Consider the following 23,878-nt stretch of genomic DNA (forward strand, 5'->3'; position numbering starts at 1 on the left):
GATGAGGGCGGGGAGTTGGGTTGGTTGGTTTTGCGGGCGGTCAGGGAGCGCGCAGTTTTGGGGAGAGAGGGCGTTGCGGGCTGTGTGTGGGGAGGCAGGCCTGTTTGATAAATCATCTATGATCTGTGATCGAGTGATTCAGCTTTTGGAGGCGGGCATGGGCCTGGTCAAGATTTCGGATTCCCTGCATGAGCAGTTGCGTACCGTCAGTAGCGCGTTCAGCCGCTCCATTAATCAGCAGGCCGAGTATTGGATGCGGGTTGGGATGCTGGCGGAGCTGTATCCGCATTTGAATTACGCGGCGTTGTCGCGGTTGCTGCTGGAGGCCGAGCGGGTGCCCGGCGATTTGCATGCGCTGGTTGCAGGCCTGGATGCGCAGCAGGCGGGTCAGGAGCCGGATAAGCGCCGGTTGGTCTGAGGAGCGGCGCGGGGCTGATGTTCTAGCTCTGCGGCAGGTAGGACGGTTTCAGCAGATAGGGTGTGTTGCCAGGCGGCGCCTGGTGCGGACGGCTATCGGTGAGGGGCAGCCCTTCAGCCGATAGCCGTTTTTCATTGTGGCTGTGCCGCTTTACAGCGCTTTGCCCGCATCCGGGCCGGAGCGTAGCGTGTAGATGGCGTCGATGTGGATGAGGACTGCGAATTTTGGCGTTTTCATGCCGTTCTGGCTGGCAAATGCAACGGCGTCTTCAAAGGGTTTGCCTTCGCTGAAGACGGCCGGCGTGCCAACGAAGCGATAGCCGTCCAGGGCTTCGCGGTCGATGACGGCTATGGCCATTTTCGAGCCGTCGAGGATGTTGCGCAACGTTTGGCCGCCAGTGTTTTCGTTGTAGATCAGGGTTTGGTCGTCATAGGCGCGCAATGAGCGTTTGGGGCCGATGTCCGGCAGGCCATCCTTGCCGACGGTGGACTGAATCGGAAGCTGTTTGGCCAGCATGGCTTTCATGGCGTCATCGAGGACTTGCATGGATGAGGTTCCTGTTGAAAGGGAGATAGGAGGGGGGCTGAGCCATGTGTCCGTTTGGGCTGCATGGCCGGGGTAGGGAGATGGAATATATGTATTGTTATTGATCTGTATATATATTGTATATTTTTTGTGCTGTGCTGTGCTGTGCCGTGCCTGTGCCTGTGCCTGTGCGGTCGTTGCGGTCAGGGGCGGTTGTGCGATGTGTGTTGTCCGGGGGATCCGCCGGTTTGGTTTGCCAGGGCGGGAAAAGACATCCATGGTTTGATATGGGTCTGTTTTTGTTCTTGTTTGTCATGATGCTTCGTGCTGGAATGAAGGGGCGGTTCCTTACTACGTTTCTTCACTACAGGATGGGCATCATGAGTCAATTCCGTATCGCTGTTGTCGTGGGTAGTTTGCGCAAGGATTCGTTCAATCGGCAGTTGGCCAATGCGCTGGCGCGTTTGGCGCCGCCTGATCTGGTGTTCGAGCAAGTGGAGATCGGTCATCTGCCGCTCTATAACCAGGATGACGATGCCAATACGCCGGAAGCAGTTCTGAAGTTCAAGGAAAAGATCCAGTCGGCTCAAGGGGTGTTGTTCGTGACGCCGGAGTACAACCGTTCCATTCCGGGCGTGTTGAAGAATGCGCTGGATCAGGGGTCGCGTCCCTATGGCAAGAACGCCTGGGCTGGCAAGCCAGCAGGTGTGATCGGTATTTCCATAGGCGCCATCGGGACGGCGCTGGCGCAGCAGCATTTGCGCAATGTGCTGGTGTTCCTGGATATGCCGACACTGCAGCAGCCGGAGGCGTTCCTGCATGCCAAGGAGGGTTTTTTTGACGCAGATGGCGGTATTGGCCCCGGCAGCAAGGAGTTTCTGCAGAGTTGGGTCAATCGCTTCGCGGCCTGGGTTAGAAAGAACCAGTAGCAAGAAGCAGCCAGTCGTTGTGAACGGGCAGGGCGCGCGAGGTGGGTTTGCCTTGCCCGGTTGTGGGGTGTTGCGTTGTCGGCGGGCAGGTTCATCCGCCGATGATGGCCCTTATGAGGTCATCACGCGAGGCCTTACGAGGCCTTACGAGGTTCATGAGGCGGGGAATGGCGCGTGAGACCGGTCGAAGTGTGCTGGCGCCGATTTTGGCGCAGGTATCAGGCCGTGGCCGGCCTTACCTTCAGTTCGGCGCCAAGGTGCCGATCACGCCGATCAGGATGATGATGCCCGTGGCAAAGATGATTTCAAAGCGCGTGTTTTTTGCCAGGGCCTGCATGGCCTGTGCCTGGTTGCGCATGCGCGGCACCAGGATGTAGCGGTTGAACAGCGCCAGCGCGACCATGGCGGCAACCGCCAGGAATTTGGTTTCCATCAGGCGCATGTAGAGCGTGGCCCAGTTCCAGGGCCAGGGGCCAAGAATCAGGAAGAGGTTGCCGATGCCGCTCAGGATGGCGATGGCGACTGCCCAGTGGCCAAGGCGTGAGTAGCGCACCAGGGTTTTGATGAGGTCGGTATCCTGGTGCTGCGCCAGCTGGCGTATATGGAGGAAGACCCAGGGCAGGCCGCCGACCCAGTAAGCGATGGCCCAGAGATGCAGGGTCTGGTTGCCGCGATGCAGCCAGCCCAGCGCGCCGTCCATCGCGGCGGCATGGCCGGTTGCAGCGAGTGCCGCCAGCATGGCCGCACTGGCCAGGGCCATGGCGCGGTGTTGGGATGGCGGGCGCCAGCGCCACAGCCAGGCCAGCAGCAGCAGGGGCAAGAGGAGAAATTGCCACTGCCAGGTTTCGCCATAACGGGTGGCCTGCAGGACGGACAGCCAGGTGTCCGGTGACAGGATTTGCCGGCTGTCGCCAGACATGCGCCCCGCCTGCAGTGGGATCATCAGCAGGGTGCCGGCACAGGCCAGCAGCGTGCAGGCTGAGTACACCCGGCGGGAGGGATGGTTCAGGGGGCGGGCCAGCGGCGCCGGCACGAGATAGCCGAAATAGACCCCCGTGCCACAGCACAGTAGCAAGGCTGCGACATGAATCTGACGCAGCAGGATGGGAAACAACTCCAGCACGGCCAGGTGCGCCTCAGGGCTGCACGGTGAAGTCGTATTGCCCCGAGACTTTGTGGGAATCAGCGGAGGTGATGTTCCAATCGACCTGATAGCGGCCAGGGGCCAGGGTGGCCGGCAGCGGCAGGCTCAGGCTTTTGCGGTCCTCGGAGGCATAGGCCAGTTTGCCGGTTTCCAGTGTCTTGCCATCCGGGCCGGTGACGGTAATGCGGCTGAAGGGCAGTTCGACGCGTCCATCGAATTCGATGGACAAGGCGGCGGGAGCCTGCGTGATGGTGCTGCCCGGGGCGGGGGATTGTGCGATGGCGTGCGAGTGGGCCAGGGCAAGGCTATGGACGCCGGCCAGGAGGCTTGTGGCCAGCATGGCTGCGGCCAGGCGGCTGCGGGATGTGAACATGATAGGGAGCGTGTCGCAGTGGAGCAGAAGGGGGAATAGTAGTACATCTCAGTTCCGGCTGCAGGCGGCAGGAGTTGGCGGAAATTCATGAATACTGTTTTTATATACAGTAAAATGGGGGCTAGTGGATTTCAGAAAACCTTATGCCTTTTCCTTCAAATCCTTCTCTGGCCTGCCCTGCGGGCCCGTTGCCGGAGACGGCGGCGCAGCCGGGGCAGGCCGGCCCGCAGGGGTCTTTGCCGCATCCCGATGTCTGGCGTGGCGCGCAGGGTTTGGCGCAGCTTGCTGCCTGTGTGGATACCGGCTTGCCGGCCTTGTCCGCCCAGCTGCCAGGGGGGGGATGGCCGCGTGGCACCTTGGTGGAGATTTTGCTGCCGCGTGCGGGGTGTGGCGAGTGGCAACTGTTGCAGCCGGCTTTGCTGCACGGCGAGCGTCCGGTGGCCCTGGTGCGGCCGCCACATGTGCCGCAGAGCGCGGCCTGGGAGCAGGCTGGCGGAGATGCCATGCGCCTGATGTGGGTCCGGGCGCAGCAGGATGCCGATGCCTTGTGGGCGGCAGAGCAGATTCTGCGCAGCGGTTCGCTGGATGCCTTGTTGCTGTGGCAGGGGGCGGCGGATTACCGCCAGTTGCATCGCCTGCATCTGGCGGCGCAAGGCTGTCATGCCTTGTTTTTCATGTTGCGGCCCCAGGCGCAGGCCCGGCTGCCTTCGCCTGCAGCCTTGCGGCTGGCCCTGACGCCTGATGGGCCTGAAGGAGATTTCCAGGTGCATATACTCAAGCGCCGCGGCGGCTGGCTGTCACGCTCCGTCCGCCTGGCCGCGCCGGCCGGGGCGGCAGCTGTTGCCATGTCCGGGAAAGCAGAGCCATGCAGGTGTGGCTAGGCGTACACCTGCTGCAGCCCAGGCTGGATGCCTACCGCTACAGCGAGGCCGGTTTGCCCCAGGTGGTGTTGCACCAGGGGCAGGTCTGGGCCTGCGGCGGCCAGGCATGGAAGGCCGGGGTGCGCCCAGGCATGCGGCAGGCCGGTGCGCGGGCGCTGGCCCCTGAGCTGGATTTCATCGTCCGCCGGACAGAATGCGAACAGCAGTTGTGCCGCGAAATCGAATTGGCCTTGTTGCCGTTTTCGCCTTTGCTTGCGTGGCAAAGGGAGGATGCGCTGGTGCTGGATGTTTCCGCAAGCCTGAGGCTGTTTGGCGGGGTGCGGCGTCTTTATGCGCGGGTGCGGGAGAGTTTGCAGCGTCTGGGGCTGGCTGCCCGCCTGGCCCTGGCCCCCAGTGCTTGCGGCGCCTGGCTGCTGGCGCGGGCACCGCAGGCCAAGCGTCGGCGGGTGCTGCGGGTATCGCGTCTGGCTGCTTGTCTGGATGGCTTGCCACTGGCCTTGCTGGACGAGCCCGGTAGTCGGCACGAGTGGCTGGCGAGCCTGGGCTGCGATACTTTCGGGGCGTTGCGCCGCTTGCCGCGTGCGGGGCTGCGTGAACGCCAGGCAGCGGGTTTGCTGCTGCAACTTGATCGCGCCTATGGCAATACCGGCGAGTGCTATGAATGGGTCCGGCCACCCGAGCATTTTTGCAGCCAGGTCCAGAGCCTGTTTTCTGTGGAACGCCACGAGGCCTTGTGCTGGCTGGCCCAGCGTTTGCTGGTGCAGTTGACGGCATGGCTGGATGCGCGGCAGTTGGCAGTCTCCGAGTTGCGCTGGAGTTTGCATCACGAAGGACGCCAGCGCAGCAGTCCGCGCACGCATCTGGACATGAAGCTGGCGCAGCCCGCCTGGGAGGCCGGGCATCTGGCTCATCTGCTGGCTGAACGTCTGGCACGCAATCCTTTGCCTGCACCGGTCAGTGCCATGACGCTGGAGGCCATTGCCTGCCAGGCCAGGGCGGGCACCAGCGGCAATTTGCTGGCGCAGGCGGGAGCATCGGGGGATGTGGCTGCCCTGCAGGATGTGCTGGCTGCGCGCTTGGGGGCGGAAAGCATCCTGCTGGCCAGCCCGGTGGCCGACCATCGGCCTGAGCGTGCCTGCCGCTGGCTGCCATATCAGGCCATGGCTGGCGATCGTGCCATGGGTTCGCTACCAGACAGTGCCGCATGGGCAGACCGGCAGGCCATCCGGGCGCCGCGTCCTTTCTGGCTGCTGGAGACGCCATTGCCCTTGCCGGCTGCCGCGGGCGGCGGGCCGATGTATGGCGGCACAGCGCTGCATTTGCTGGGCGGCCCGGAGCGGATCGAGGACGGCTGGTGGGAAGGCGGGACGGCGCGCGATTATTTCATGGCCCGGCACGCGAGCAGTGGCGTGTGCTATTGGGTGTTCCGGCAACGCGGAGCTGGCGAGGCAGCAGGCGGCCTGGTTTGGTTTCTGCATGGGATATATGCATGAGGGAGCCTGGCGACACGCCGCTGGCAGCGGCGGCAGGGCAGGTGCAGGAAGCAGGGCTGCCCGCCTATACCGAATTGTGCTGCCTGAGCAATTACAGTTTTCTGCGCGGTGCATCCTACCCCGAGGAGTTGGTCGCGCAGGCGGCGGCGTTGGGGTATGCGGGCCTGGCGCTGGTGGACGAATGCTCGATGGCCGGGATCGTGAAAGCGCATGTGGAAGCGCAACGCCAGCAGCTTCCCTTGCTGGTGGGGGCATCGTTCGTCTTGAGCCGGGCGGATGGCACGCATTGGCTGGAATTCGTCGCGCTGGCAGAGTCCCTGGAGGGGTATGGCAATCTGTGCGAACTGATCACGCTGGCCCGGCAGCGGGGGAAGAAGGGCAGTTATCGCCTGTATGACACGGATCTGGCGTCCGACGCGGCGATGCCGGCGTTGCCGGGCTGTGTCACGCTGTTGCTGCCGGCATATGCGGCGCCGCTCTCCTTGCTGCAGGAACAGGCAGACTGGCTGGCGCAGGTGTTTCCGGAGCGAGCCTGGGTGGGCCTGGCCTTGCATCAGCGCGGCCGCGACGCACAGCATGCGCAGACGGTCACGCAGGCAGCGGCGGCGGCAGGGCTGCCCGTGGTTGCGGTCGGGCAGGTGGAGATGCATGTGCGGGCCCGCAAACCGTTGCATGACACCTTGCTGGCCATACGCAGCGGACAAACCGTAGCCGCCTGTGGGCTGGCGCGCCAGTCCAATGCGGAACGCCATTTGCGCAGCCGCAGGCAGTTGGCAGCGCTGTACGCGCCGCAATGGCTGGAGGAAACCGGGCGGCTGGCTGCCCGTTGCCGTTTCCGCATGCATGAGGTGCGCTATGCCTACCCGGAGGAAATCTGCCCGGCCGGACATACCCCGGCAACGTATCTGCGGCAGGAAACCCTGGCTGGTGCGCAGCGGCGTTTCCCGGCCGGCGTGCCGGATACGGTGTTGGCCTTGGTGGAAAAGGAGTTGCGCCTGATCACTGAGCTTGCCTATGAGGCGTACTTCCTGACGGTGTATGACATCGTCCGTTATGCGCGAGCACAGGGCATTCTGTGCCAGGGGCGGGGGTCGGCTGCCAACAGCGCCGTCTGCTATTGCCTGGGCATTACGGAGGTGGATCCGGTGCATGGCAATTTGCTGTTCGCCCGGTTCATCAGCAAAGAGCGCGGCGAGCCGCCGGATATCGACGTGGATTTCGAGCACCAGCGGCGTGAGGAAGTGATCCAGTATATCTATGCGCGTTATGGGCGCGAGCGTGCGGCGCTGGCCGCAGTTGTCATTACCTATCGCATGCCCAGCGCCCTGCGCGACACCGGCAGGGCGCTGGGCATGGATGCAGCGCTGGTGGATCAGGTGTGCGCCGCTTACCGGCATTGGGATGGCCGGGAGCGTTTGGCGGAACGCATGCAGGACGCCGGGTTGCAGGCGGATGCGCCGGTGGCGCGGCAATGGCGGGCGTTGGTCGAGGTGTTGTTGGGCTTTCCCCGGCACCTGTCGCAGCACCCTGGCGGTTTCGTGATCGCCCGCGACCGGCTGGTCAGGCTGGTGCCGGTGGAAAATGCCGCTATGGCCGGGCGCAGCGTGGTGCAATGGGATAAGGATGATCTGGACGCTTTGGGCCTGCTCAAAGTGGATGTCCTGGCGCTGGGCATGTTGAGCGTGTTGCGCCGGGCGCTGGCCTGGACGGCATGGCGCCGGGGGCAGGCGTGGCGTTTGCAGGACATTCCTGCGGATGATGCGCCGACTTACGACATGATCTGTGCCGCGGATACGGTAGGCGTATTCCAGATTGAGTCGCGCGCGCAGATGAGCATGCTGCCGCGCTTGAAGCCTCGGGAATACTACGATCTGGTGATTCAGGTCGCCATCGTTCGGCCAGGGCCGATACAGGGAGGCATGGTGCATCCCTATCTGCGGCGGCGGCAGGGGCTGGAAGATAGCCGCAGTCCGGGGCCGGAGATCGAACAGGCCCTGTTGCGCACGAAAGGGGTGCCGATCTTTCAGGAACAGGTGATGCAGATCGCCATGCTGGCAGCCGGTTTTACGGATGGCGAGGCGGATAATCTGCGGCGTTCCATGGCAGCCTGGCGTCGGCGTGGCGGCCTGGGCGGGTTCCATGAAAAAATCCTGTCAGGCATGACGGCACGCGGCTATACCGCTGACTTCGCGGAGCAGATTTTCCGGCAGATGCAGGGGTTTGGCGAGTACGGTTTTCCGGAAAGCCATGCCGCCAGTTTTGCGCAGCTGGCGTATGCCAGCGCCTGGCTCAAGCGCCATGAGCCGGAGGCCTTTCTGGCAGCCTTGCTGGATAGCCAGCCGATGGGGTTTTATTCGCCTTCCATTCTGGTGCAGGATGCCCGCCGGCATGGCGTGCGTGTATGGCCTGTCTCCGTCTGCGATAGCGCCTGGGAAACGCTGCTGGTCCCGGCCGGGCCGCGTCCGGCAGTGCGCCTGGGGTTGTCGCAAGTGCAGGGGCTGTCGCAAGAGGCCGCGCGCAAGCTGGTGGCCGCCCGAAGGCAGCAGCCGTTCGTGGATATTCAGGATGTTGCGCAGCGGGCCTTGCTGGGGCGGGAAGAGTTGCGCGTCCTGGCGGCCTGTGGTGCGCTGTCAGGCCTGCAGAGCAGCCGCCGTGCGGCACTGTGGGAAGCCAGCGGCGCCCGGGCGGAAACCGGTTTGCTGCGCCATGCGCCCGCGCCGGCTGTGCAACTGCCGCTGTTTGAACCCATGAGCGCGGGTGCCGAGGTGCTGGCGGACTACCGCCACCTGGGCCTGAGCCTAGGCCCGCATCCCTTGAGCTTGCTGCGTGCCGAACTACAGGCCAGGCGCCTGATGACGGCGGCGCAGTTGCAGCAGCTGGCGCATGGCCGGCTGGCGCGTGCCTGTGGCATCGTGGTGGGTCGGCAACGCCCCGGTACGGCCAAAGGCGTGATGTTCGTGACCTTGGAAGATGAGACCGGCAATGTCAATGTGATCGTGCGGCCGGAGTGGCTGGAACGTCAGCGTGCGGCATTGCTGAATGCGCAGTTGCTGGCGGTGCATGGGGTCTGGCAGACCCATGAGGGCGTGTCGCATCTGGTGCTGGGGCGAGCGGAAGACCTGAGCCCGCTGCTGGGCGGGCTGGCGACCCGCAGCCGGGATTTCCAGTAAGGCGGCGTTTGATGCCGCTTGGCCGCGGGGCTCAGGGTCCCTGCGTGGCTTTCAGACTGTCGGGATGGCAATCGGTTTCCGCGCCGCTGTCGGCGATATCGCAAGTGACGCCGGGCAGGTTTTCGAGTTCCTTGACCAGTTGTTTTTCCTGGGTGGTGCAGCCAGCCAGCAGGACAACGCCCAGGGCCAGGAAGAAAGGAAGTTTGCTCAGATTCATGGGTTCGAAAAGGCTGAAATCCACCATGCCGACTGGGGCATGGCAAGAAAGGTAGGGGCCGGGCGGCTGCCTATTATCGGTGATTATCGGTGATTTCTGGCTCAGGCCGGATTCACTGGCGGATGAAGTCTGTCATGGTTTGATAAATACGGTCGCAGGCGTCAGGCACCAGGGCATGCAGATTGAGGCAGGCATGAATCATGTCGGGCAGGTGTAGGTGCTGGTGGGCAATGCCGTGTTGCTGCAATTGCGCCAGGTAGGCCAGGCCTTCGTCCCGCAGCGGACATAGGCCGGCCGTGACCAGCAGCGTGGGCGGCAGGCCATCCATTTCCTTGTATAGCGGAGAAGCCTGGCGGCGGTCTTCGTCATGCTGGAAATAATGATCGAAATACCAGCGTATCTTGGCCGTTTCCAGCAAGTAGCCCGTGCCATTTTCCAGCAGCGAAGGGTAGGGGGGCAGTGTGTAATCCAGGCTGGGGTAGATCAATAGCAAGCGGTCCAGCCGCAGATGTTGATGGCGGCGCAGCAAGGAGGCCAGTGTGGCAGCCAGCGCACCGCCGCCAGAATCACCCGCCAGGGCAAGGCGTTCTGTGACCAGGCAGTCGGTGTCGGCCAGCGCATCACGCAGGTGCGTCAGCACTCCCAGGCAATCGGTCAGGCCGTCCGGGTAGGGATGTTCAGGCGCCAGCCGGTAATCCACTGATGCGACCAGGCAGCCGCTGGTGGCGGCGAGCCTGCGGCAGATCGGGTCATAGACCTCGACGCTGCCCGCCATGTGGCCGCCGCCATGCAGATACACGCAGACTGGCTTGGGCTGGGTNGGGGCGGGGTCGTAAAGGCGTACCGGCGTGGCTTCCGGGCCAATGGTGATATCGCGTTCCCAGGGCTGGACCGGGCCAGTGCCGCAGAAGCGCCGCGTCATCATGGCCAGGCCGTCGCGGGCCGCCTGGGGGCTGTCCGGCACGCCACGGCGGCGGGCTTCTGCACCGGCCTGGTTGGCAAGCGCCAGCCAGTCGGCCAGGGCAGCGGGTGGGTCNGCGCGCAGANGAGTCCGGGCGTCCGGGGAGGGGGATGCGGGCGGGAATGACATCATTGACGGAAGAGAACAAGGGCTTCGCCGTGGCACAGCAGGCGCCCGTCGGCGCCGGTGCAGCGGGTGTGCAGGTTGACCAGGGCCTTGTCGGCGCGCAGACGGCTGACGGTCACGCTGGCGTGCAGTGTTTCTCCTGCCTGGGCCGGCGCGAGGAAATTCAGGGACTGCTTCAGATAGTTGGTGCCATGGCCCGGCAATTCTTCGCCGAGCAGGCAGGAAAACATGGCGGGGATCAGCGGTTCGGGCAGTTCGGCAGGCACGACGGGGCTGTCCGCAAGCGCAGCCCAAAGGGCGTGGTCTGTGGGGGTATAGCGGCGTTCCAGCGCGGCGCTGTCGCCGTGGCGCAAAGCCAGGTAGCGATCCAGGCCGGGCGCAGGGCATGGGGCCGGGGTGGCTGGTGGCGTGGCAAGCGGCTGGGCCGGGCCGGCATCTGCATGGGGTGGCCGGCCGGTATCCGCAGTGCGACGCAGCACACAGCTGCCGCGCAGCCCCAGGCTGCCGTCGGCCTTGATGACTTCCGTGCGCAGCGCTATCCCCTGGCCGTTGGGAGTTGATTCTGGCGTCAGCGCCAGGGTCAGGGGCTCGTCGGCGTAACAGGGGGCCGGAAACATCAGGGTCTGGCTGGCCAGCGGCAGGCCGGGGTATTGTCGGGCTATCAGGCCGCGCAGGCGGCTGAACAGCAGCATGCCATGCGACACCGTGGCGCCAAAGGGCGTGCCAGCGGCAAAGGCCGGATCGACATGAATCGGGTTGTGGTCACCGCTCAAATCAGCGAAACGGTCGAAATCCTGCTGCGTCAGTACGCAGGCCTGGGTCATGGCGGCCGGGTCAGTGATGGGCGGCATCGCGCAACTCCTGTTTGATCACTTTGCCCAGCGCATTGCGCGGCAGCGCCTCGCGCAGCTGGAATACCTTGGGAACCTTGTAGCCTGCCAGCCGTTCGCGGCAGAACCGGCGCAGGGCTTCCAGATCCAGCGTCTCGACGCCTGCGGTGAGTACGATGCTGGCATGGCCGACTTCGCCCCAGCGTTCATCCGCCATGCCAACCACGGCTGCCTCTGCAATGTCGGGATGCTGCAGCAGCACGGCTTCGACCTCGGCGGGATAGACATTCTCCCCGCCGGAAATGAACATGTCTTTCCAGCGGTCCACAATGGTGTAGTCGCCTTCTTCGTCGCAGCGGGCTACGTCACCAGTGCGCAACCAGCCATCGGGCAGCATGGCTTCGGCCGTGGCTTCCGGACGTTGCCAGTACCCAGGTGTCACGCCGGGGCCGCGCACCAGCAGTTCCCCGGCTTCCCCGGGCGCGACATCACGGCCGGCGCGATCCACGATACGCACTTCGGTCACCAGTTGCGGCCGGCCGGCGGCGCCGGGTTTGCGCAGCACCTGGTCTTCGTCCAGCAGGAATACGGTGGGCCCGGCTTCGGTCATGCCCATGCCGGTACGCACCAGAATGCCTGCCTGGGCATAGCGCTGGGCGACGGCAACCGGCATCGCGGCGCCGCCACAGCCCCAGGAGCGCACGCGCTGCAGCCGTTCGCCGGCAAAGGCCGGATGTTCCAGCAGCGCCTGGTAGATGGCAGGCACGCCAAAGAAGATCGTTGCGCGCCCGGCCAGGATATCGAGAGCCTGGCTGGCGTCGAAGGTGCGCTGCACCAGCACGGTGCCGCCCAGCATCAACAGCGCGGAGGAATAGAGATTGATGCCTGCCGTATGGAATACCGGCAGTACATTGAGCAGTACATCATCCGCGTTCAGGCGAACTGCCAGGCCGATATTCAGATAATTGGCCATCATCATGCGGAAGGTCTGGATCACGCCTTTGGGGCGGCTGGTGGTGCCGGAGGTATAGAGCAGATACCAGGGGCTATCCGGGTCGCGCTCGGGGCATGGAGTCAAATCCGGCGTGACGCTCGCCAGGTCGGTGCCATAGTGCCGGTGGTTCTCGGGCGAGTGATCCAGCGCAACCAGCTGGAGCGGCGCCGGATGGCGGGCGGCCAATTGGGCTGCCGTCGATGCAAATTCCGCGCCGTAGATCAGGACGTCCGGCTGGCTGTCATCCAGCAGTACTTCCAGTTCCGGGATTGCCAGGCGCCAGTTGAGGGGCACGAGGATCAGGCCGGCCTTGGCGCAGCCGAACAGCATCGCAAAAAATTCCGCGCGATTGTGCCCCAGCCAGGCGATGCGGGCGCCCGCCTGCAGGTTCCAGCATCCGGCGGCCGCGGCGGCGAAGCGGGCCGCTTGCTCGTCCAGTTCACGGTAGGTATAACGCGTGCCGTCGGCAAGGTCTTCCAGTGCCAGGTGATCAGGGTTCAGGCGGGCCCGCCTGGCAGTCAAGTCGAACATGTTCATGCGTATTCCGGAGAATGGATGAATGACAGGGCGGCGTGCTGCTGCAGAGGCCGCCCTCCGGTTCAGGGCTGCAGTTCGCTCCAGTCGAAGCGGGTAATGCGGTTGCTGATCAGCGAGAAGACATAGACGCTATTGCCGCCAGCGGTAATGAGTTCAGTGTCGAACATGCCGCCGGGGCGGGTGCCCAGCGCCGGGTTGAGCCAGTGGCCGAGATAGGCCGGCGAGATCAACCCGTTGCCGTCAGGCGCGACGCCATCCGGGTTGTGCCAGGCACGCGCCACCATGTTGAAGCCGTCAGCCACCAGCAGTGCGTCGCGGCTGGCGTCATGGGCCAGGCCGGCGGGCAGGAAGAAGCGTTGTGGATCCAGGCCGTCGGGGTGGTCGTAAGTGCCGCCGCCGATACCGATCTGGCCCAGGCGGGCGCCGGTCGCAGGGGCCAGCGCCTGGATGCGCTGGTTGCGGCGATCCGTGACATACACCCGGTCATTCAGGGCCAGGACGCTGCCGATCTGGTCGAAACTGCCGGAAGCGCCTTGCTGATAAAACGCCGGTCCAAGGTTCCAGCTGTCGCCCAGGTCGCTGCCCTTGGCGGTATCGGAGCCGCCGCTGTACCAGATGCGTGTCAGGCTGCCGCTGGCGGCGTTGTAGTCAAAGCGCCAGACCAGGTTGGAAAAGCTGCTCAAATAAATGGCGTGTTGCCTGCCGGTCGCCGTTTGCGGCCTGACTGAAATCGCAACCGGATAATTGCCGTTGCTCAGGCCGATGGCGGGAACGCTCAAACCGCTTGTACGGGTATTGAGGTTGAAAATATGGCGCAGCGAACCGCTGGCATCGTAAATGCGCAGGCTGCTGTCGCCGCTATAGGGCCAGGGCAGGGTCAGGTCGGCGCCGACCAGCACGGCCACGGCATCGCCAAACACTGGGTCGCGGAAACTGCCGATACCGGTGACCCCCAGGCTGATATCGCCGCCGGTAAAGCGGCCTTGATAGACCCCTGCGGCGTTATAGATATTGATCCGTGAGTTCGGCGTGTCGCTGACCAGCAGGCGCTGGCTGGCAGGCAGCCAGGCCATGCCGCTGGCCGAATGCAGCTGGCCCGCCAGCGTGCGTGGGTAGCCCCAGAACTCGTGGCTGAGCGCCGTGCCTACGCCACGCGATACCGAGCAGCGCAGCAGGCTGGTGCCGGCGTCGTTGGTCCAGCATTTCTTGATGCGATTATTGCCGCTGTCGCTGACCAGGTGCACACGGGCATTGGTGTAAAGCAGGCCCCAGGACCAGATGTTTTCTCGCTGGATGCTACCATCGGCGCGTACCAGCGGCACCAGGTCATTGGGCAATTGGAAGGCAGCGTCTTCTTTGGCGGATGTCGTGGGGCTGCGCATTTCCACCTGGTGAATGCCCAGGTGGCCATAGACCCAGGTGGCACGCGCATCGTCAGCACCGCTGGCGCGATAGCGCACGGCATGCGCTTCACCGGGGGCGGCCAGGTTGGGCAAACGGAGGATGCGCCCGTTGTAGGTGTCGGCGATATACAGATTGCCCTGCGCATCGGTACGGACGCCGCGCGGCCGCTTCAGGTGATCGACCTTGTTGCTGGCATCACGCAGTCGCCCGATCATGTCCAGCAGCGCGAGCTGGCCGGTGGCGGGATCCAGGTGGTAGATTTTGATGCGATTGTTGCCGTTGTCGGCCACATAGACATAGGTGGCGCCGGACGCCGCACGGTAGTAGGTCAGACCCTGAGGAATGCGGAAGCCATCGCGTTTCTCGGGGGCGGCAGCGTAGTCGTCATAGTTGCTTGACGGCGTACCGTAATCGCGGTCCGTGCCGCGGATGATGGGGCCTGCGCCGACAGGCTGGCCGGTGGCGTCCTGCCAGCCCAGCGTTTGCAGCAGGGTGGCCTGGTAGCCCTGATCCGGGTCGATGCGAAAGACCTTGATGCGGTGATTGAATTCGTCGGAAACCACCATATAGCCTTGCGGCGTGATCACCACATTGCGCGGCATCTGCAAGGCATCGCCCCCGCCGTGGCCGGGGGTGCCGAACGAAGCGACATAGCGGAAGCCGTCGGCATCGCCCGCCACCGTGCGGAAAAAGTGGATCTGATGCCGTCCGACATCATTCACGTACAGACCCGCCAGGCGCTCGTCGTCGGCTTCGCTGCGCGACAGGAAGGCGATGCCCAGGGGGGCCTGGATGCTGGGCACGACAGTGGCAGGGCTATCGTCGGCCAGCAGCGTGTCGGCATCATCCAGCATGCCGATACTGCGTCCGTCCAGATCCAGCACCTGGATACGGTGATTGCCCATGTCAGCGACATAGACGCGGGCATTGGCGGCGTTATCGCCCAGCGTGTCGGGATCGTAGGTAACGGTGGTCGGGGTGTTGAACTGATAGCGCTGGTGCGCGACCTCGCCGAGCAGTTCGCCGTTGCGCTCTTCATCGGCAAAGGTTTGCAGTGCCTGGGCAGGCAGCGCGGGCAATAGCAGGGCGCTGAATATCAGGGCATGCCAGCGGTAGGGCCGGACACGGTTTTTCCACAGCATGTATGTCTCCTCGTTCGGGGAAAGGGCTGGCGTGCCGAGGGCTCAGCGGCGCGTGATACCCAGGAAGTCCTGCATGCCGCGTGCGGCTTCTTCCGTGTCTATCTGTTCCAGGAAATGCTGCAGTTCGCGTGCCAGGCCGGCGGCGACGATCTGCGGGTCAGGGCGGCCTTGGGTCAGGGTGTGGCGCACACTGCCCGGGCGGCCGGCAGCCATGCGTGTCGCCATCTGGCGCGCCAGCGGCAGGACGCTTTCGGTATCCGGGGCCAACTGGTGCAGCAGGCCCAGGCGCGTGGCTTCCTGCGCGTCCAGGCGTTCATTGAGCAATTGCACGGAGAGCGCACGGGCGCGGCCGATACGTTCGGGCATCAGGGTGGTCCAGCCGCCGTCGGGGCTGAAACCGACGGCCGTGTACCACGGCGCAAAGGAGGTCTGCGGGCCGCCGATGGCCAGGTCGCAGGCCAGCGCCAGGCCGACTGAACCGCCAGTGACCAGTCCGTGCACCGCTGCCACGGTAGGGCAGGGTAATTGCAGCAGGGTCAGGATGACTTCATTGAGCCCGCCCACCACCTGCCGGGCATAATTGCGGCGCTCCTGGCGGGGCACGGCATGGAAGCCCTGCACATCGCCGCCGCTGGAAAACGACTTGCCCTGTGCGGCCAGCACGATGGCGCGCGGCTCGTCGGCGCGTACGGCGTCGAGCGCCTCCAGCAGCGCATCAAGCAGCGCAGGAACCAGCGCATTGTGGCGGGAAGGACGGTTCAGTTGAATTTCCGCGATACCGGCATGAAAGCGCGTCAGCACCAGTTCCTGACTCATGATTTCTCCTTGCGATCGAGCGCGAGCCCGTGGCGGAACAGCCCGCCTATGGTTTCAATAATGGCTTCAAAAGGCGTGTCCTGTTTCCAGATGCAGAATCGCAAGCCGAGAAAGTGGGCCATGCCCATCAGCGCCCAGACGCGGATTTCATCATTGCCGGGCCGGATTTCCCCTTTACGCGTCGCGTCTGCCAGCAGGCGCACATAGCCGCGCCCGAAGGATTCGTAATATTCCCGGTAGATGGATTCATCCACCGATTGCGCTTCCTGCAGGACGCGGTACAGCGAGGGGTGATCCAGAATGTATTTCAGGAACGCGTGCAGGCCTTTTTCTTCGGCTTCCAGCCTGTCTTTGGCATGCAGCGTTTCTGCCGCCAGATGGGCGCGGACTTCACGTCCCATATCGCGCACCAGTTCACGCAGGATTTCTTCCTTGCCGGAGAAATAGCAGTACAGGGTGCCTTGCGCCACGCCGGCAGCGCGTGTGATATCGCTGATGCCGGCACGGTGATAGCCCAGTGTGCCGATGGTCGTTTCGGCGGCGCGCAGAATCTGCGCACGGGTGCGGGCGCCACGCGCCGTTTTCGGCGTACCCGGCGATTCGCGGGGGACGGAAGCCATTTGATTGGAAGGAGATTCAGCCATGTATCGGTCTTTAAATATGAAACATGAATCAGTAGTCATAAAAGCTAATGCTTGTTCAAAAAGGAGTCAAGCGACATTAGCGTGACGAAACATAAGCGTTTTCCCTTGTAGATTAATTAGCTTCGTGCGTGATGGAATGGAAATAAACCATCTGTCATTCATAAGAACATGACTAGGTATTCATGTTTCGGTAGCTTGCCGCAAAGTATTTCATGGCGGTTAGCCGGCACTGGATGCCCCGACGAGGAGACTTGCCCATGAAGCGCCTATCCTGCCGTGCTGCCTGGCTATTGGGGCTGTTTGCCCTGAGCGGCCATTCCCTTGCTGCCGATCCATTCCGAGTCGTACATGTTACTGACTTTACCGGTCCCTTATCTGCTTATGCGCAACAATTGAGTACAGGCATGAAGATGGGTTTCGAATATGCGACGAAGGGCAGCATGGAAGTGGCTGGCCGGCATATTGTGCTGAGCAGCAAGGATAGCCAGGGAGACCCGGCGCGGGCCCGGACGCTGGTGGAGGAAGCCTATGCGGAAGATGATGCACATATTGTCGTGGGTCCGGTAGCGTCTGGCGTGGCGCTGGCGACCTTGCCGATTGCCGAAGAATATGAACGGGTGATCATGCCGGAGGGCGTGGCGGATGCGATTACCGGTGCCTCATGGAACCGTTATGTGGTGCGCGTGGGACGCAATTCCTCGCAGGATGCCGTCTCGAACGCCGTGGCGCTGGGCAAGCCTGGCGTCTGTGTCGCCACGATTGCCCAGGACTATGCCTTTGGCCGCGATGGCGTGGCAGCCTATCGCGAGGCCCTGGAGCCAACGGGCGGAAAGCTGGTGCATGAGGAATATCTGCCGACCGATGCCACGGATTTTACTGCTGCAGCGCAACGATTGTTCGGCGCGTTGTCCGCCCGCAAGGATTGCGAGCAAGGAAAATTCATTTTCGCCATTTGGGCGGGTGCCACCAGCCCGCTGGCGCGCATTCAGGATTTACAGCCGGAACGTCATGGCATTCGCCTGGCTGCCGGCGGTAATATCCTGCCGGCGCTGGTGCCGTATGCGGATATGGAAGGCATGGAAGGAGCGGGTTTTTATTATTTCGAGTCGCCCAACAATCCGATCAATGACTGGTTTGTCTCTGAGCATTTCAAGCGCTACCAGGCGGCGCCGGACTTCTTCACGACCCAGGGGTTTGCTCAGGCCATGGCGATTGTGGCCGCGCTGGAAAAAAGCGGTGGCGACAGCGATACCGAAGCCTTGCTGAAGGCGTTCTCCGGCTTGCGCTTTGACACGCCCAAGGGCGAGATGCTGATCCGTCCGGAGGACCAGCAGGCCTTGCAGTCCATGTACCACTTCCGCATCAAGCGCGAAGAACGCAAGGATTGGTTCGCCGATCGTGCCGTGACAGCGGGGGTGCCGGAGCTGGTGCGTGAAATTCCGCTGGAAGAAATGAATATTCCCGTGCGCAACTCGCGTTGAGGCCTTGGCCGGGCCGCCACCCGGCCAGCCTGTTGACTCGTTCAGGAGAGAGTTCATGTCCAGGCAAGATCGTGCCAGCCCTGCCGTGCCGGTTCTGGAAACCCGCGACCTGACGATCCGGTTCGGCGGCCATACCGCCGTGGATCGCGTGTCCTGCGCCTTTCATGCCGGCACGCTGACTGCCATCGTGGGCCCCAATGGTGCCGGAAAAACAACCTGGTTCAACCTGATTTCCGGTCAGTTGAAGGCGACTGCCGGCAGCGTGTGGGTCAAAGGGGAAGAGGTGACGGCGCTGAGCGCCGCAGCCCGAGCGGATCGCGGCCTGGGGCGGGCGTTCCAGTTGACGAATCTGTTTCCCAGCCTGTCGGCACGGGAAAACGTCCGGCTTGCGGTCGCTTCGCGCCATCGCATCGGCCATATTTTCTGGCAGATGACCGCCAGGCGGCGTGATATCAGTGAGCGTGCCGCTGCCTATCTGGCGCAGGTCAATCTGGCGCATCGTGCGGATGCGCCGGTTGCCAGCCTGTCGCATGGCGATCAGCGCAAGCTGGAGGTGGCCCTGATGCTGGCGCTGGAGCCCGAGGTGTTCATGTTCGACGAACCGACGGCGGGCATGAGCGTGGATGAAGTACCGGTGATTCTTGACCTGATCGCAGATATCAAACAGCGGCAGAACAAGGTGATCCTGCTGGTGGAACACAAAATGGACGTTGTTCGTGCCTTGGCTGACCGCATCGTTGTGCTGCATAACGGCCAGCTGGTTGCTGACGGCGAGCCGGCGGCAGTGATTGCATCGCCACTGGTGCAGGAAGCCTATCTGGGCACAAGCGTGGAGGAAGTATGACTCAGGCACAAGCCAGCCAGGAAGCGATTCTGCAGTTGTCGGGCGTGTATGCCGATATCGGCCAATACCATATCCTGCATGGGGTGGATCTGGTCGTGCCCGCAGGAGAGCTGACCGTATTGCTCGGGCGCAATGGGGCGGGCAAAAGCACCACCTTGCGTACCATCATGGGCTTGACGACGGTCAGGCAAGGGGAGTTGCGTTTTCAGGGGCAGAGCCTGAAGGGCGTTTCCACTCCCGCGATTGCCAGGCGGGGTATCGCATTTGTGCCGGAGAACATGGGTATTTTCGGCATGCTGACGGTCAGGGAAAATCTTGTGCTGGCCGCGATCAGCGGCGCCATGGATCCTGACCGGCTCGAATGGATACTGGGTGTGTTCCCTCCCTTGAAAAAATTCTGGGATCGTCCGGCAGGCAACCTGTCCGGCGGGCAGAAACAGATGCTGGCCATCGCCCGGGCGGTCATAGAACCGCGGGAACTGCTGTTGGTTGACGAGCCGACCAAGGGGCTGGCGCCAGCCATCATCAATGATCTGGCCGCTGCGTTCGAGCAACTCAAGGCGCAGCGGGTATCCATCCTGCTGGTCGAGCAGAACTTCAATTTTTCGCGCCGTCTGGGCGAATCCGTGGCGGTCATGAACGATGGCCGCATTGTGCATACCGGCAGCATGGCTGACCTGGCCGGTGACGAGGCCTTGCAGCACGAATTGCTGGGCCTCGGGCTGGGCGCACACCAATAGCGCGATAAGGGGCGACAAACCATGCCTGTATCCAGTACGACACAAAGCGCCGGGAATGCTTCGGGTGTTTCAGCGTGGCAACGCCTGTGGCGCCTGCCGTCAACCCATCCGCATATTTTCCTGCTGGGGCTGATGCTGATCTTGCCGTTGGCGCTGATGGCGCCCCGGACATGGGTGGTCTTGACAGTCAGTGGCCTGGCCATGGGGGCCATGGTGTTCCTCATGGCGTCCGGCATGAGTCTGACGTTCGGACTGATGAATGTGCTCAATCTTGCCCATGGCGCCTTTATCTCCGTGGGGGCTTTCGCAGGCATGACGGTGCTGGGCATGTGGCTGGGTGATGCCGCCCGCAGCAGCTCGGCGGCCGCCAATTTGCTGGCGGTGCTGTGTGCCTTGGGCCTGGGGGCGGTGGTGGCGGCTGGCCTGGGCCTGGTGTTTGAACGGCTGGTGATTCGTCCGGTGTACGGGGATCACCTCAAGCAGATCCTGATGACCGTCGGTGGCGCCATCGTTATTTTCGAACTGATCGAAGTGATCTGGGGCCATCGGGAAATTCCGGTGCCGCGCCCCGAGGTCTTGCGCGGCGCCGTGGTGATCGGGGGCATGGCACTGGAGAAATACCGTCTGGCTGCGGTGGTGGTCGGGCTGGCGGTCTATGCCGGGTTGCGGTGGGTCATAGAGCGCACGCGGCTGGGCATTCTGATTCGTGCCGGCGTGGAAAGCCGGGAAATGGTGGAAATCCATGGCTACCGGATCCGTCTGCTGTTTCTGGGCGTGTTCGTGGCAGGATCGGCGCTGGCCGGCCTGGGCGGCGCCATGTGGGGCATGTATCGAGAAATCATTTTTCCGCAGATGGGTGACGAACTGATGATTTCGGTGATCGTGGTCATCATCCTGGGCGGGCTGGGCTCCATCCGCGGCTGTTTCTACGGCGCCATGATGGTGGGCCTGATCAATTTGTATGTCGGCTATCTGGAACCCCGGCTGGCCGCCGTGGCAACGGTGGGGCTGATGGTGGCCGTGCTGATGTGGCGCCCGCAGGGGCTGATTCCGGTGATCAAGGTCTAGGGCATGCCATGCGGCACACCCGATGGGGAATGAAATGCTGAAAAACCTGTTGTCTGCCGATTTGCCGCGCAGCCGCATGCTGGGCCTGCTGCTATCGGTCATCCTGTTCTGCCTGGCGCTGGGCCCGTTCCTGTTTGATGGGACGCGGGCGTTCACCATGCTGGGGATGATCTGTATTTTCATCATTGTCGTGGCCTCCTATGACTTGATGCTGGGCTATACCCATATCGTGTCATTCGCGCACACGATGTTTTTCGGCATTGGCGCTTATGGCGTGGCCATGGCGCTGGGCGCATATGGCAACTCGATAGGCGCTGTATTCATCGGGCTGGTGCTGGCATTATTGCTGACGCTGGTGCTGTCCTTGCTGCTGGGATTGCTGTCGTTGCGCGTCAAGGCGATCTTCTTCGCATTGGTTACGCTGGCGGTGGCATTTGCCTTTCTCAGTCTGGTCAACCAGCTCTACGCCATCACTGGCGGAGAGGACGGCCTGCGGGTGCAAGTGCCGCGTGAACTGGGGCCCGCCTGGCGATTCAGTGATGCGGTGCTGCAGGGCTGGAGCCCAGGACGCTTCCTGAACGCCTGGCTGGGCGGGTCTGCTGGCGCCGCCGAAGCAGCGCGCGATGCCTGGTTCCAGGTGCGCCTGACGGGCCGGGTGCTGATGTATTACCTGGTGTTCGTGGTCAGCGCCGTGGTGTTCCTGGGTTTGCTGCGTGTCGTGAATTCACCTTTTGGCAGTGTGTTGCAGGCCATTCGGGAAAATGAATTCCGGGCGCAGGCGCTGGGCTATCGTACCGTGCTCTATCGCACGGCCGCCGTGTGCTTTGCGTCCTTGCTGGCTTGCCTGGCGGGTGCGCTGTTTGCCTTGTTCAATCGCTACGTCAATCCAGAAAATACCTTGAACTTCGAGCTGATGGTTTTCATTCTGCTGATGTGCGTCATTGGCGGCATGGGCACGTTGTATGGCGCGGTGGTGGGTGTCGTGGTGTTTCTGCTGGCGCAGAATTATTTGCAGGATGTGCTCAAGGCAATTGCTGCCCTGATGCCGGAAGGTTCCTTCCTGGCGGCTTTGGCGGCACCGGAACGCTGGCTGCTTTGGTTCGGGGTGTTGTTTGTGCTCAGCGTGTATTTCTTCCCGGCCGGGATAGCGGGGCAGTTGCGGTTGCGGGCGGCACGCCGCAGGCAGCAGGCCACCTGACAGCGCGGGCGGTAGCAGCGGCGTGCCTGGGGAGGCACGCCGTATTTCCTATTGAGGCATTTGCGCTGCGCCCGGCCTGCCGGGGGATGTCAGCGGCCCAGCGATTTGGCGGTTTTGCCGCCCATGCCGAAGTCGGTATTGGGCACTTCGAGCAGGATGACGCGTATGCTGTCGCGCGGCGCGCCTATGCTGTGTTCGGCGGCATCGGTGAGGGCCTGGATCAGTGAAGCTTTCTGTGCTTCGCTGCGGCCCTGGATCAGGCTGACTTGAATGATGGGCATGAGGTTCTGTTCGGTAGGAAGGACGGAAAATGAAGAGTGGGGACGTGCGTCGTGGTGGCCAGTTCAGACGAAATGCATGGAGACTTCGCCCAGGTGTTCGTAACGCACGCGTATGTGGTCGCCCTGGGCGACAGGAAAGGCTTCGGTGATGCCGCCGGTCAGAATCAATGGGCCAGCGGGCAGACTGCGGCCCTGGCGGCCCAGCATATTGGCGAGCATGGCAACGCTGTTGAGCGGGTTGCCAAGAACGGCAGCGCCTGCCGCCGTCGCCAGCAAACGGCCGTTTTTCTCCAGCACCACGCCCAGGTGGCGCAGGTCCAGGCCCAGGGCCGGACGAATCGTATCGCCGGTCACGTAGCGTGCGGCAGATGTGTTGTCGGCGATGACGCTTTTCAGATCGAAGCGGAAGTTCTCGTAGCGCGAGTCGATGATTTCGACAGCGGGCAGGATGCAGGCCGTGGCAGCCAGGACATCGCCGGCATGAATGCCGGGCCCGCTTAGCGGGCGCTGTAGGATGACGGCGATCTCGGCTTCTATCTTCGGATGGATGAGTTCATCCATGCGGATGTCGCCGCCGTTGGCGATGGCGCCCTCGGCCATGATGAAACCATGGATGGGTTCGGTGACGCCCATTTGCTGCATCTTGGCCTGTGACGTCAGCCCCATTTTCAGGCCGGAGACGGCAAGGCCGCGCGCCTGTTTGCGGGCGCGGATGAGATCCTGGATGGCATAGGCATCATCCCAGTCCATGTGCGGGTGGGCTGCGGTGATACGGGTGACCGGGCGGCGCTCCCGTTCAGCGGTTTCCAGGTGTTGCGCCAGCGTTTCCCGCGTGCTTGCGTTGAGTGTCATGAGTGGCAGAGTCCTTCTTCAATGAAAGGAAATGCTGGCGCTGCCGATGCCGGATAGCCCCAGATGCAGGTGATCCCCAGGCACGACGGGCACCATGGCGGCCAGCGAGCCGGACAACACGATTTCTCCCGCCAGCAGGCCGGATCCCAAGCCCCCCAGGGTATTGGCCAGCCAGGCGACAGCCTGGGCCGGGTGGCCCAAGGCTGCGGCACCGGCTCCTGTTGCCGCGACACGGCCATTCTGCTCCAGCACCATGCCGGTCAGGCCAAAGTCCATCCGGCGCGGGTCTGCGCCTTGATCGCCGATGACCAGGCAGCCGCAGGAGGCGTTGTCGGCCACGGTGTCGGCGATCCGGATCTTCCAGTCCCGGATGCGGGAATCCACGATTTCGAAGCAGGGCAGGACCAGCTCGGTGGCAGCCAGTACGTCGGCGCTGGTCACGCCGGGCCCGGCCAGCTCGCGTTTGAGCAGAAAGGCGATTTCTCCTTCCGCCTTGGGTGCGATCAGGTGATCCGTGGCAAGGCTGGCGCCGTTGGCAACGACCATATCGGAGGTCAGCACGCCGAAATCCGGTTGATGGACTTGCAGCATATCCATCACGGCCTGGCTGGTAACGCCGATTTTCTTGCCGATCACGCGCGCGCCGCTGGATTGCAGCCTGAGCTGGATCAGCAACTGCTGGATCTGGTAGGCCTGGGCCAGCGTCAGGCCGGGGTGGGTGTCGGTCAGTGGGGCAATGGGATCGCAATGCAACCAGGCATGATGCAGTTGTTCTGCGAGGGCACGAAGCGGTGCTTGGGGCATGGGGGG

At 63.3% G+C, this 23,878-nt stretch carries 23 protein-coding genes; 10 read left to right on the forward strand and 13 right to left on the reverse strand.

Translation table 11 applies throughout. From position 1 onward, the window contains the following. Positions 1-157 precede the first annotated feature (157 nt). Complete coding sequence (locus ACNA1V_RS16605) at positions 158-418, forward strand: ParD-like family protein (protein ID WP_415834719.1); 261 nt, start codon at positions 158-160, stop codon at positions 416-418. 150 nt (positions 419-568) lie between these two features. Here the strand turns inward: ACNA1V_RS16605 and ACNA1V_RS16610 are convergent, their stop codons facing one another. Then, positions 569-964, reverse strand: coding sequence for a pyridoxamine 5'-phosphate oxidase family protein (locus tag ACNA1V_RS16610; protein ID WP_415834698.1), 396 nt, complete (start codon positions 962-964; stop codon positions 569-571). Between the two features lie 359 nt (positions 965-1,323). Here ACNA1V_RS16610 and ACNA1V_RS16615 point away from each other — a divergent pair, with 359 nt between their 5' ends. Next, positions 1,324-1,872: an NADPH-dependent FMN reductase gene (locus ACNA1V_RS16615; protein ID WP_415834699.1), complete on the forward strand. Its 549-nt coding sequence runs from the start codon at positions 1,324-1,326 to the stop codon at positions 1,870-1,872. Positions 1,873-2,113: 241 nt separating this feature from the next. Here the strand turns inward: ACNA1V_RS16615 and copD are convergent, their stop codons facing one another. Next, positions 2,114-2,995, reverse strand: coding sequence for a copper homeostasis membrane protein CopD (gene copD / locus ACNA1V_RS16620; protein ID WP_415834700.1), 882 nt, complete (start codon positions 2,993-2,995; stop codon positions 2,114-2,116). A 13-nt stretch (positions 2,996-3,008) separates the two neighbouring features. After that, positions 3,009-3,389 (reverse strand): copper resistance CopC family protein, encoded by a 381-nt coding sequence (locus ACNA1V_RS16625; protein WP_415834701.1) that lies wholly within the window; start codon positions 3,387-3,389, stop codon positions 3,009-3,011. Between the two features lie 143 nt (positions 3,390-3,532). On the opposite strand from ACNA1V_RS16625, the gene imuA reads away from it, so the two are divergent. The 3 genes from imuA to ACNA1V_RS16640 are packed head-to-tail and all read left to right on the forward strand — an operon-like array spanning position 3,533 to position 8,933. After that, positions 3,533-4,270 (forward strand): translesion DNA synthesis-associated protein ImuA, encoded by a 738-nt coding sequence (imuA, locus tag ACNA1V_RS16630; protein WP_415834702.1) that lies wholly within the window; start codon positions 3,533-3,535, stop codon positions 4,268-4,270. After that, the gene (locus tag ACNA1V_RS16635) at positions 4,255-5,763 is read left to right on the forward strand and encodes a Y-family DNA polymerase (RefSeq protein WP_415834703.1); all 1,509 of its coding nucleotides are present in this window, start codon (positions 4,255-4,257) and stop codon (positions 5,761-5,763) included. Before imuA ends, ACNA1V_RS16635 begins: the two co-directional genes overlap by 16 nt. Beyond that, positions 5,760-8,933 carry an error-prone DNA polymerase gene (locus tag ACNA1V_RS16640; RefSeq protein ID WP_415834704.1) on the forward strand — a complete coding sequence of 1,058 codons (3,174 nt, stop codon included), beginning with the start codon at positions 5,760-5,762 and terminating at the stop codon, positions 8,931-8,933. Before ACNA1V_RS16635 ends, ACNA1V_RS16640 begins: the two co-directional genes overlap by 4 nt. Before the next feature lie 31 nt (positions 8,934-8,964). Here ACNA1V_RS16640 and ACNA1V_RS16645 read toward each other — a convergent pair whose 3' ends face one another. From ACNA1V_RS16645 to ACNA1V_RS16675, 7 genes are all read right to left on the reverse strand, one after another. Continuing rightward, positions 8,965-9,177: a hypothetical protein gene (locus ACNA1V_RS16645; RefSeq protein ID WP_415834705.1), complete on the reverse strand. Its 213-nt coding sequence runs from the start codon at positions 9,175-9,177 to the stop codon at positions 8,965-8,967. An 85-nt stretch (positions 9,178-9,262) separates the two neighbouring features. Beyond that, the coding region (locus ACNA1V_RS16650) for an alpha/beta hydrolase (RefSeq protein ID WP_415834706.1) at positions 9,263-9,970 on the reverse strand (708 nt) is incomplete at its 5' end. A gap of 269 nt (positions 9,971-10,239) precedes the next feature. Next, positions 10,240-11,088 carry a MaoC/PaaZ C-terminal domain-containing protein gene (locus tag ACNA1V_RS16655; RefSeq protein ID WP_415834707.1) on the reverse strand — a complete coding sequence of 283 codons (849 nt, stop codon included), beginning with the start codon at positions 11,086-11,088 and terminating at the stop codon, positions 10,240-10,242. Next, the gene (locus tag ACNA1V_RS16660; protein WP_415834708.1) at positions 11,072-12,598 is read right to left on the reverse strand and encodes an AMP-binding protein; all 1,527 of its coding nucleotides are present in this window, start codon (positions 12,596-12,598) and stop codon (positions 11,072-11,074) included. The genes ACNA1V_RS16655 and ACNA1V_RS16660 overlap by 17 nt, the downstream gene beginning before the upstream one ends. A gap of 62 nt (positions 12,599-12,660) precedes the next feature. Beyond that, complete coding sequence (locus tag ACNA1V_RS16665) at positions 12,661-15,144, reverse strand: NHL repeat-containing protein (RefSeq protein WP_415834709.1); 2,484 nt, start codon at positions 15,142-15,144, stop codon at positions 12,661-12,663. A gap of 42 nt (positions 15,145-15,186) precedes the next feature. Further along, positions 15,187-15,960 (reverse strand): enoyl-CoA hydratase/isomerase family protein, encoded by a 774-nt coding sequence (locus ACNA1V_RS16670; RefSeq protein ID WP_415834710.1) that lies wholly within the window; start codon positions 15,958-15,960, stop codon positions 15,187-15,189. Beyond that, positions 15,957-16,604 (reverse strand): TetR/AcrR family transcriptional regulator, encoded by a 648-nt coding sequence (locus ACNA1V_RS16675; RefSeq protein WP_415834711.1) that lies wholly within the window; start codon positions 16,602-16,604, stop codon positions 15,957-15,959. The genes ACNA1V_RS16670 and ACNA1V_RS16675 overlap by 4 nt, the downstream gene beginning before the upstream one ends. A 257-nt stretch (positions 16,605-16,861) precedes the next feature. Here ACNA1V_RS16675 and ACNA1V_RS16680 point away from each other — a divergent pair, with 257 nt between their 5' ends. From ACNA1V_RS16680 to ACNA1V_RS16700, 5 genes are read left to right on the forward strand one after another with little or no spacing between them, the layout of a single operon-like run. Then, positions 16,862-18,085 carry a substrate-binding domain-containing protein gene (locus ACNA1V_RS16680; protein WP_415834712.1) on the forward strand — a complete coding sequence of 408 codons (1,224 nt, stop codon included), beginning with the start codon at positions 16,862-16,864 and terminating at the stop codon, positions 18,083-18,085. A 55-nt stretch (positions 18,086-18,140) separates the two neighbouring features. Next, complete coding sequence (locus tag ACNA1V_RS16685) at positions 18,141-18,929, forward strand: ABC transporter ATP-binding protein (RefSeq protein WP_415834713.1); 789 nt, start codon at positions 18,141-18,143, stop codon at positions 18,927-18,929. Continuing rightward, complete coding sequence (locus tag ACNA1V_RS16690; RefSeq protein ID WP_415834714.1) at positions 18,926-19,669, forward strand: ABC transporter ATP-binding protein; 744 nt, start codon at positions 18,926-18,928, stop codon at positions 19,667-19,669. The genes ACNA1V_RS16685 and ACNA1V_RS16690 overlap by 4 nt, the downstream gene beginning before the upstream one ends. A 21-nt stretch (positions 19,670-19,690) precedes the next feature. Then, a complete protein-coding gene (locus ACNA1V_RS16695; protein WP_415834715.1) occupies positions 19,691-20,737 on the forward strand; it encodes a branched-chain amino acid ABC transporter permease in 1,047 nt (348 codons plus the stop codon). 34 nt (positions 20,738-20,771) lie between these two features. After that, positions 20,772-21,935 carry a branched-chain amino acid ABC transporter permease gene (locus ACNA1V_RS16700; protein ID WP_415834716.1) on the forward strand — a complete coding sequence of 388 codons (1,164 nt, stop codon included), beginning with the start codon at positions 20,772-20,774 and terminating at the stop codon, positions 21,933-21,935. A gap of 89 nt (positions 21,936-22,024) precedes the next feature. Here ACNA1V_RS16700 and ACNA1V_RS16705 read toward each other — a convergent pair whose 3' ends face one another. The 3 genes from ACNA1V_RS16705 to ACNA1V_RS16715 all read right to left on the reverse strand — a co-directional run bounded on the left by ACNA1V_RS16705 (position 22,025) and on the right by ACNA1V_RS16715 (position 23,872). Beyond that, positions 22,025-22,216, reverse strand: a complete 192-nt coding sequence (locus ACNA1V_RS16705; RefSeq protein WP_415834717.1) for a 2-hydroxymuconate tautomerase — start codon at positions 22,214-22,216, stop codon at positions 22,025-22,027. A 63-nt stretch (positions 22,217-22,279) separates the two neighbouring features. Further along, positions 22,280-23,068 (reverse strand): 2-oxo-3-hexenedioate decarboxylase, encoded by a 789-nt coding sequence (gene dmpH / locus ACNA1V_RS16710; protein WP_415834718.1) that lies wholly within the window; start codon positions 23,066-23,068, stop codon positions 22,280-22,282. Between the two features lie 18 nt (positions 23,069-23,086). Next, entirely contained in the window at positions 23,087-23,872 is a 786-nt protein-coding gene (locus ACNA1V_RS16715) for a fumarylacetoacetate hydrolase family protein (protein ID WP_415834720.1), read from the reverse strand. Positions 23,873-23,878: the final 6 nt, after the last annotated feature.

It is taken from the genome of Kerstersia similis, assembly GCF_965139615.1.
Lineage (GTDB): Bacteria > Pseudomonadota > Gammaproteobacteria > Burkholderiales > Burkholderiaceae_B > Kerstersia > Kerstersia similis.

What these genes read in the sequence shown, in the direction of transcription:
- ACNA1V_RS16605 (WP_415834719.1), top strand. Translation starts at nt 158, where the DNA reads ATGGGCCTGGTCAAGATTTCGGATTCCCTGCATGAGCAGTTGCGTACC.
- ACNA1V_RS16610 (WP_415834698.1), bottom strand. Translation starts at nt 964, where the DNA reads ATGCAAGTCCTCGATGACGCCATGAAAGCCATGCTGGCCAAACAGCTT.
- ACNA1V_RS16615 (WP_415834699.1), top strand. Translation starts at nt 1,324, where the DNA reads ATGAGTCAATTCCGTATCGCTGTTGTCGTGGGTAGTTTGCGCAAGGAT.
- ACNA1V_RS16625 (WP_415834701.1), bottom strand. Translation starts at nt 3,389, where the DNA reads ATGTTCACATCCCGCAGCCGCCTGGCCGCAGCCATGCTGGCCACAAGC.
- imuA (WP_415834702.1), top strand. Translation starts at nt 3,533, where the DNA reads ATGCCTTTTCCTTCAAATCCTTCTCTGGCCTGCCCTGCGGGCCCGTTG.
- ACNA1V_RS16635 (WP_415834703.1), top strand. Translation starts at nt 4,255, where the DNA reads ATGCAGGTGTGGCTAGGCGTACACCTGCTGCAGCCCAGGCTGGATGCC.
- ACNA1V_RS16640 (WP_415834704.1), top strand. Translation starts at nt 5,760, where the DNA reads ATGAGGGAGCCTGGCGACACGCCGCTGGCAGCGGCGGCAGGGCAGGTG.
- ACNA1V_RS16645 (WP_415834705.1), bottom strand. Translation starts at nt 9,177, where the DNA reads ATGGTGGATTTCAGCCTTTTCGAACCCATGAATCTGAGCAAACTTCCT.
- ACNA1V_RS16655 (WP_415834707.1), bottom strand. Translation starts at nt 11,088, where the DNA reads ATGCCGCCCATCACTGACCCGGCCGCCATGACCCAGGCCTGCGTACTG.
- ACNA1V_RS16660 (WP_415834708.1), bottom strand. Translation starts at nt 12,598, where the DNA reads ATGAACATGTTCGACTTGACTGCCAGGCGGGCCCGCCTGAACCCTGAT.
- ACNA1V_RS16665 (WP_415834709.1), bottom strand. Translation starts at nt 15,144, where the DNA reads ATGCTGTGGAAAAACCGTGTCCGGCCCTACCGCTGGCATGCCCTGATA.
- ACNA1V_RS16670 (WP_415834710.1), bottom strand. Translation starts at nt 15,960, where the DNA reads ATGAGTCAGGAACTGGTGCTGACGCGCTTTCATGCCGGTATCGCGGAA.
- ACNA1V_RS16675 (WP_415834711.1), bottom strand. Translation starts at nt 16,604, where the DNA reads ATGGCTGAATCTCCTTCCAATCAAATGGCTTCCGTCCCCCGCGAATCG.
- ACNA1V_RS16680 (WP_415834712.1), top strand. Translation starts at nt 16,862, where the DNA reads ATGAAGCGCCTATCCTGCCGTGCTGCCTGGCTATTGGGGCTGTTTGCC.
- ACNA1V_RS16685 (WP_415834713.1), top strand. Translation starts at nt 18,141, where the DNA reads ATGTCCAGGCAAGATCGTGCCAGCCCTGCCGTGCCGGTTCTGGAAACC.
- ACNA1V_RS16690 (WP_415834714.1), top strand. Translation starts at nt 18,926, where the DNA reads ATGACTCAGGCACAAGCCAGCCAGGAAGCGATTCTGCAGTTGTCGGGC.
- ACNA1V_RS16695 (WP_415834715.1), top strand. Translation starts at nt 19,691, where the DNA reads ATGCCTGTATCCAGTACGACACAAAGCGCCGGGAATGCTTCGGGTGTT.
- ACNA1V_RS16700 (WP_415834716.1), top strand. Translation starts at nt 20,772, where the DNA reads ATGCTGAAAAACCTGTTGTCTGCCGATTTGCCGCGCAGCCGCATGCTG.
- ACNA1V_RS16705 (WP_415834717.1), bottom strand. Translation starts at nt 22,216, where the DNA reads ATGCCCATCATTCAAGTCAGCCTGATCCAGGGCCGCAGCGAAGCACAG.
- dmpH (WP_415834718.1), bottom strand. Translation starts at nt 23,068, where the DNA reads ATGACACTCAACGCAAGCACGCGGGAAACGCTGGCGCAACACCTGGAA.
- ACNA1V_RS16715 (WP_415834720.1), bottom strand. Translation starts at nt 23,872, where the DNA reads ATGCCCCAAGCACCGCTTCGTGCCCTCGCAGAACAACTGCATCATGCC.